The organism is Streptococcus mitis (assembly GCF_005844455.1).
Taxonomy (GTDB): Bacteria; Bacillota; Bacilli; order Lactobacillales; family Streptococcaceae; genus Streptococcus; species Streptococcus mitis_BF.
This window is the reverse complement of sequence record NZ_SPGF01000077.1, coordinates 1-7,010: the sequence shown is the minus strand read 5'-3', so window position 1 is coordinate 7,010 and position 7,010 is coordinate 1. Positions and strand designations below refer to the sequence as shown.

Genomic DNA, 7,010 nt, shown 5'->3' with positions numbered 1-7,010 from the left:
AGCGTAAGTAGGGCAAGGTCATGATAAGTTGGTCTTCCATACTTAGACGGCGTGGGCGTCCTCCTTTTCGGTGTTGCTCTTGATAAGCGTCAGTGAGACAATCAAGCATCAGTTGAAACGTCGCTTTTTTAACACCTATCAACAATTTGAAATTCTCTGAGTTTAATTTTAAGGCTTTTTCGTATGTTGTTTCCATAGCTTTAGTATACCACTTTTGAGTTACCGAACAAGTCTACTTAACGACTCGAGGAACAGTTGAGTTTCGTAGTTTGTGTACACAGCCACTTGATAGGACTTTTACTTCAGCAGCCTTTCACTTGGGCTTGTTGGTTCATTTAGACAAGCTTGAAGCTTACTTGCGAACTGCTCCATTTTTTACCACAACTGGTCGTGATTATAAGCTTTTAAGACGACAATTTTCTAAAAAACGACTCACAGAAGAAGCTGCGGTTCTCGAGTTTTCTAAAGACTTACTCATCCTGGCTGAGGAAGGACTGGAGAAAAGAGATAAGCAAGAAATGATTTATTTAGAGCCCTTGAAGAAAGAATTGGGATTATAATTTTTCTTATAAAGGGAGGATTTTCTGAAAAATCATGATATAATGGAAGAGACTATAGATAAAGGATAGAGAGTAATGACATTAGTTTATCAATCAACGCGTGATGCTAACAATACAGTAACTGCCAGCCAAGCTATTTTGCAAGGTTTGGCAACGGACGGTGGTTTGTTTACACCGCTTACTTATCCAAAGGTAGATTTGGACTTTGACAAATTGAAAGATGCTTCTTATCAGGAAGTTGCTAAGTTAGTTTTGTCAGCATTTTTAGATGATTTTACTACAAAGGAATTAGACTACTGTATCAACAATGCCTACGATAGCAAGTTTGATACTCCAGCTATAGCGCCTTTGGTGAAATTAGACGGCCAGTACAACTTGGAACTGTTCCATGGTTCAACGATTGCCTTTAAGGATATGGCCTTGTCTATCTTGCCACACTTTATGACGACAGCCGCTAAAAAGCATGGTTTGGAGAACAAGATTGTCATTTTGACAGCGACATCTGGTGATACTGGGAAAGCTGCTATGGCAGGATTTGCGGATGTGCCCGGCACTGAGATTATCGTCTTTTATCCAAAGGACGGTGTCAGCAAGGTACAAGAGCTGCAAATGACTACTCAGACTGGCGACAATACTCATGTTATCGCCATTGACGGTAACTTTGACGATGCGCAAACCAATGTGAAACATATGTTTAACGATGTAGCCCTTCGTGAAAAATTGGCTGCCAACAAGTTGCAATTTTCATCAGCTAACTCTATGAATATTGGTCGTTTGGTACCACAGATTGTTTATTATGTTTATGCCTACGCTCAGTTGGTTAAGACTGGTGAGATTGTGGCTGGTGAAAAGGTCAACTTCACAGTACCAACAGGAAACTTTGGAAATATCTTGGCTGCTTTTTATGCTAAACAAATTGGTTTGCCAGTTGGCAAATTGATCTGTGCTTCAAATGACAACAATGTTTTGACAGACTTCTTCAAGACACGTGTTTATGATAAGAAACGTGAGTTTAGGGTAACAACTAGTCCATCTATGGATATCTTGGTATCTTCAAACTTAGAGCGTTTGATTTTCCATCTTTTGGGGAATGATGCGGTTAAGACAGCTGAACTCATGAATGCCTTGAATACACAAGGACAATATGAATTGACAGACTTTGATGCTGAGATTCTGGAACTCTTTGCAGCTGAATATGCGACTGAGGAAGAAACTGCGGCAGAAATCAAACGTGTTTATGAGTCAGATTCTTATATCGAGGACCCTCATACAGCGGTTGCCTCAGCAGTTTATAAAAAATACCAATCGGCCACTGGAGATGTGACTAAGACAGTGATTACATCAACAGCTAGTCCATATAAGTTCCCAGTAGTTGCAGTAGAAGCTGTAATTGGGGAAGTTGGCTTGACTGACTTTGAAGCCTTGGCTCAATTACATGAAATCTCAGGAGTGGCTGTGCCACCAGCAGTTGATGGGCTTGAAACAGCTCTAGTTCGTCACAAGACAACTGTAGCGGCTGCTGACATGCAAGCGGCGGTAGAGGCTTATCTAGAACTTTAAGATAGAGGGAGTAAACTCGGTGGGGAAACCAACTGAGTTTCTTTTCATCAGGAGGAGAGATTGTTTAAGAAAAATAAAGACATTCTTAATATTGCACTACCAGCTATGGGTGAAAACTTTTTGCAGATGCTCATGGGAATGGTGGACAGTTATTTGGTTGCTCATTTAGGATTGATAGCTATTTCAGGTGTTTCAGTAGCTGGTAATATTATCACCATTTATCAGGCGGTTTTTATCGCTCTAGGGTCTGCTATTTCCAGTGTTATTTCAAAAAGCTTGGGGCAGAAGGAACAGTCGAAGCTGGCTTATCACGTGACGGAGGCTCTCAAGATAACCCTATTGCTGAGTGCGTTTTTAGGCGCCTTATCGCTCTTTGCCGGGCAAGAGATGATAGGACTTTTGGGGACTGAACAGGCTGTGGCCGAAAGTGGAGGACTCTATCTTTCTTTAGTGGGTGGTTCGATTGTTCTTTTGGGCTTGATGACGAGTCTAGGTGCCTTGATTCGTGCAACGCATAATCCGCGTCTGCCCCTCTATGTTAGTCTTTTATCCAATGCCTTGAATATTCTTTTTTCAAGTCTAGCTATTTTTGTTCTTGGTATGGGGATAGCGGGTGTTGCTTGGGGGACTATTCTGTCTCGTTTGGTTGGTCTTATGATTTTGTGGTCGCAGTTAAAACTACCTTATGCGAAACTAACTTTTGGACTGGATAAAGACTTACTGACTTTGGCAATACCAGCAGCTGGAGAACGTCTCATGATGCGGGCTGGAGATGTAGTGATCATTGCCTTGGTCGTTTCTTTTGGGACGGAGGCAGTGGCTGGAAATGCGGTCGGAGAAGTCTTGACCCAGTTTAACTACATGCCTGCCTTTGGCGTTGCTACGGCAACGGTTATGCTGGCCGCTCGAGCAGTTGGAGAGAATAACTGGGAAAGAGTCGCTAGTTTGAGCAAGCAAACCTTTTGGCTTTCTCTGATTCTCATGTTGCCTTTGACCTTTAGTATCTATGCCTTAGGGATACCACTGACTCATCTCTATACGACTGATCCTCTAGCGGTGGAGGCCAGTGTTCTAGTGACACTTTTTTCACTACTTGGTACTCCTATGACGATAGGAACTGTCATCTATACAGCAGTCTGGCAGGGTTTGGGGAATGCTCGCCTTCCCTTTTATGCAACAAGTATAGGAATGTGGTGTATCCGCATTGGAACAGGATATCTGATGGGGATTGTGCTTGGTTGGGGCTTGCCTGGTATTTGGGCAGGAACCCTTTTGGATAATGGTTTTCGATGGTTATTTCTACGCTACCGTTACCAGCGTTATATGAGTTTGAAAGGATAGGAGATGAAAGAAACAGCTTTTATTTGGGATTTAGACGGGACCTTATTGGACTCTTACGAAGCGATTTTGTCAGGGATTGAGGAGACTTTTGGTCAGTTTGCTATTCCTTATGATAAGGAGAAAGTGAGAGAGTTTATCCTTAGGTATTCAGTTCAGGATTTACTGAAGCAGGTGGCAGAAGAGCGAAAGTTGGATGCGGAAGTGCTCAATCAGGTGCGTGCCCAGAGTTTGGCTGAGAAGAATGCCCAGCTAGTTTTGATACCAGGTGCGCGTGAAGTGCTAGCTTGGGCAGACAAAGCAGGTATTCAGCAGTTTGTCTATACTCATAAGGGGGACAATGCTTATACCATTCTAAGAGACTTGGGGTTGGAATCCTATTTCAAAGAGATTTTAACCAGTCAGAGTGGCTTTGCGCGCAAGCCTAATCCAGAAGCGGCTAACTATCTGCTAGACAAGTATGAGCTGGATCCTGAGAAGACCTATTATATAGGGGACCGGACTCTGGATGTGGAATTTGCCCAGAATAGTGGGATTCAAAGTATCAACTTTTTAGAGTCGTCTTATGAAAGGAATCATAGGATTCAATCACTAGCAGATATTCCTTACATTTTTGGGGATTGGGAACGATAAGATTGTGTCAGTTTTGTGACAGAGACCTAACAAACTATTTCAAGTAACCGAGTTTGTTACAAGGAATAGACAGTTCTGTTAAATAGGCCCGGGAGGGCTTTTTTCTGCATTTTTTGTGTTATCATAGACAGGTACTCATTTGAAAGGAATTTGAAAGAATGAAGAAAAGAATATTATTAGCCTCAACGGTAGCCTTGTCATTTGCCCCAGTATTGGCAACCCAAGCAGAAGAAGTTCTTTGGACTGCACGTAGTGTTGAGCAAATCCAAAATGATTTGACTAGAACGGACAACAAAACAAGTTATACAGTACAGTATGGCGATACCTTGAGCACCATTGCAGAAGCCTTGGGTGTAGATGTCACAGTTCTTGCGAATTTGAACAAAATCACCAATATGGACTTGATTTTCCCAGAAACTGTTTTGACAACGACTGTCAATGAAGCTGAAGAGGTAACGGAAGTTGAAATCCAAACTCCTCAAGCAGATGCTAGTGAAGAAGTGACAACTGCGACAGCTGATTTGACGAAAAATCAAGTGACAGTCGATGAAAAAACAGTTCAAGTAGAAGACCTTTCTCAACCGATTGCAGAAGCGCCAAAAGCGGTAGAAGCTCCAAGCACAAAAGAAGTAGCAACAAGTTCAGAAGTTACAGAGACAGTGACTGCTGCAGAAGAAGTGACACCATCTACAGGAACGTCTGTCCCAGAGGAGCAAACAGCCGAAACAAGTAGTGCAGTTGCAGAAGCAGCTCCTCAGGCAACGACTCCAGCTGAGAAAGATGAAACTCAAGCAAGTCCACAAGCTGTTTCAACATTGGAAGAAACTACAACTCCAGCAAAAGAAACAGCAATCGAAACAACTGCAACAAGTTCAGAAGAAGCAAAAGAAGCTACACCAACAGTTTCTACTTATCAACCAGAAGAAACAAAAACAGTTTCAACAACTTATGCAGCTCCTGCTGCGCCTGATTATGCTGGACTTGCAGTAGCAAAACCTGAAAATGCAGGCCTTCAACCACAAACAGCTGCCTTTAAAGAAGAAATTGCTAACTTGTTTGGCATCACATTCTTTAGTGGTTACCGTCCAGGAGACAGTGAAGATCACGGAAAAGGTTTGGCTATCGATTTTATGGTACCAGAAAGCTCAGAACTAGGGGATAAGATTGCAGAATACGCTATTCAAAACATGGCCAGCCGTGGAATTAGTTACATTATTTGGAAACAACGTTTCTATGCTCCATTTGATAGCAAATATGGACCAGCTAATACTTGGAACCCAATGCCAGATCGTGGTAGCGTGACAGAAAATCACTATGACCACGTTCACGTTTCAATGAATGGATAAACCAGACTTTGTAATATCATTTTGACGAATGAGATCTAGCTTTCATGATAGGAAGCGATTCTCGTTCGTTTTTTCTTTGTCAATTTGAATGGATAGTCAGCATTTTGTAATGTTTTAAGTAACATTTTTGCAATCTATTTTACTTTATATTATAATTAATTGGGCAATTATTGATTAGTCAATGGAGAGGGGGAAGAAATGCTAGAGATTCAAGATTTACTGTATCAACTCCGCTTGTCTGAGCAAGCGAGCACGCAATTGTTTGAAAAAAGGCTTGGGATTAGTTTGACACGGTATCAGATGTTACTGTTTTTGCTGGAGAATTCCCCTTGTAATCAAATGGCGGTTCAGGAGCGTTTGAAGATTGATCAGGCTGCTTTGACCCGACATTTCAAGATTTTGGAAAAGGAAGGTTTGGTGGAGCGCCATCGCAATCCTGAAAATCAGCGGGAAGTCTTGGTAGAGGCTACGAAGTATGCCAAGGAGCAGTTAGTGGTGAATCCCCCTCTGAAGCATGTCAGGGTTAAGGAAGCGATGGAGAGTATCTTAACAGAGTCTGAGAGAACAGAACTCAGCCGTCTATTAAATAAATTGGTTTTGGGTATTGAAAATATAGAAATTTAAGGAGAAATAGATGTCAATTACTACAATCATTTTAGCAACAATCGTTGCTTTGGAGCATTTTTACATTTTTTATTTGGAAAGTATTGCAACGCAATCAGATGCGACTAGTCGCGTCTTTAACATGGAAAAGGAAGAACTGGCTCGTCAGTCGGTAAGTTCATTGTTCAAAAATCAAGGGATTTATAACGCTTTGCTAGGAGTCTTTTTCTTGTATGGAATTTATTTCTCACAGAATTTAGAAATTGTGATTATTTTTGTCTTGTTTGTGATCGGTGCTGCGGCTTATGGCTCTTTAACAGCAGATAAGAAAATTATTTTGAAGCAAGGTGGACCAGCTATTTTGACCTTGCTTAGTATTTTATTCTTTAAATAAACTCATACTCTTCGAAAATCTCTTCAAACCATGTCAGCGTCGCCTTGCCGTACTCAAGTACAGCCTGTGACTAGCTTCCTAGTTTGCTCTTTGATTTTCATTGAGTATCAGAAATCAATCCTAGCATCGCTAGTCCTTTTCAACTCTAGAATAAGGGAAATATGTTATATAGTCAGTTGAAACAAGAACAAGACAAAAGAGCCTCGGAAAAAGTATTGCAACTTGGTAATACCTTTTTGAGGTGCTTTTTGATATGAGCCCATGTTTTCTCAATAGGATTGTACTCAGGTGAGTAGGGAGGAAGTGGTAACAGTTTATGCCCATACTCCTCACATAAGAGCTCTAGCTTACCCATTCTATGGAATCTTGCATTATCCATAATAATAACTGATGGTGTGTTTAATGTTGGTAAGAGAAACTTCTGAAACCAAGCTTCAAAAAAGTTGCTCGTCATCGTCTCTTCGTAGGTCATTGGAGCGATTAACTCACCATTTGTTAACCCTGCAACCAAAGAAATCCTCTGATATCTTCTTCCAGATACTTTACCTCTTATTAACTGGCCTTTTAATGAGCGAC

At 41.3% G+C, this 7,010-nt stretch carries 7 protein-coding genes and 2 pseudogenes; 7 read left to right on the top strand and 2 right to left on the bottom strand.

The annotated features are described in order from the left end of the window. Nucleotides 1–196: pseudogene (locus FGQ53_RS10745) on the bottom strand (IS5/IS1182 family transposase); the annotation flags it as partial. A gap of 40 nt (nucleotides 197–236) precedes the next feature. On the opposite strand from FGQ53_RS10745, the pseudogene FGQ53_RS10740 reads away from it, so the two are divergent. The 7 genes and pseudogenes from FGQ53_RS10740 to FGQ53_RS10710 all read left to right on the top strand — a co-directional run. Then, nucleotides 237–560 (top strand): annotated as a pseudogene (locus tag FGQ53_RS10740) (gamma-glutamylcysteine synthetase); the annotation flags it as partial. A 75-nt stretch (nucleotides 561–635) separates the two neighbouring features. Continuing rightward, a complete protein-coding gene (thrC, locus tag FGQ53_RS10735) occupies nucleotides 636–2,120 on the top strand; it encodes a threonine synthase (protein WP_138338702.1) in 1,485 nt (494 codons plus the stop codon). Nucleotides 2,121–2,180: 60 nt separating this feature from the next. Beyond that, a complete protein-coding gene (locus FGQ53_RS10730; protein WP_138338699.1) occupies nucleotides 2,181–3,461 on the top strand; it encodes an MATE family efflux transporter in 1,281 nt (426 codons plus the stop codon). A gap of 3 nt (nucleotides 3,462–3,464) precedes the next feature. Then, nucleotides 3,465–4,091: an HAD family hydrolase gene (locus FGQ53_RS10725; RefSeq protein WP_138338696.1), complete on the top strand. Its 627-nt coding sequence runs from the start codon at nucleotides 3,465–3,467 to the stop codon at nucleotides 4,089–4,091. A 158-nt stretch (nucleotides 4,092–4,249) separates the two neighbouring features. Next, on the top strand, nucleotides 4,250–5,437 hold the full coding sequence (locus FGQ53_RS10720; protein WP_138338694.1) for a LysM peptidoglycan-binding domain-containing protein: 1,188 nt from the start codon (nucleotides 4,250–4,252) through the stop codon (nucleotides 5,435–5,437). A 198-nt stretch (nucleotides 5,438–5,635) separates the two neighbouring features. Then, the gene (locus FGQ53_RS10715; protein WP_171019143.1) at nucleotides 5,636–6,061 is read left to right on the top strand and encodes a MarR family winged helix-turn-helix transcriptional regulator; all 426 of its coding nucleotides are present in this window, start codon (nucleotides 5,636–5,638) and stop codon (nucleotides 6,059–6,061) included. A gap of 10 nt (nucleotides 6,062–6,071) precedes the next feature. Then, complete coding sequence (locus FGQ53_RS10710; RefSeq protein ID WP_138338692.1) at nucleotides 6,072–6,434, top strand: DUF1304 domain-containing protein; 363 nt, start codon at nucleotides 6,072–6,074, stop codon at nucleotides 6,432–6,434. A 172-nt stretch (nucleotides 6,435–6,606) separates the two neighbouring features. On the opposite strand, the gene FGQ53_RS10705 is transcribed toward FGQ53_RS10710, so the two are convergent. Next, nucleotides 6,607–7,010 (bottom strand): transposase (locus FGQ53_RS10705; RefSeq protein ID WP_138338689.1); only part of this gene is annotated, 404 nt, incomplete at its 5' end.

What these genes read in the sequence shown, in the direction of transcription:
- FGQ53_RS10720 (WP_138338694.1), top strand. Translation starts at nt 4,250, where the DNA reads ATGAAGAAAAGAATATTATTAGCCTCAACGGTAGCCTTGTCATTTGCC.
- FGQ53_RS10710 (WP_138338692.1), top strand. Translation starts at nt 6,072, where the DNA reads ATGTCAATTACTACAATCATTTTAGCAACAATCGTTGCTTTGGAGCAT.
- thrC (WP_138338702.1), top strand. Translation starts at nt 636, where the DNA reads ATGACATTAGTTTATCAATCAACGCGTGATGCTAACAATACAGTAACT.
- FGQ53_RS10725 (WP_138338696.1), top strand. Translation starts at nt 3,465, where the DNA reads ATGAAAGAAACAGCTTTTATTTGGGATTTAGACGGGACCTTATTGGAC.
- FGQ53_RS10715 (WP_171019143.1), top strand. Translation starts at nt 5,636, where the DNA reads ATGCTAGAGATTCAAGATTTACTGTATCAACTCCGCTTGTCTGAGCAA.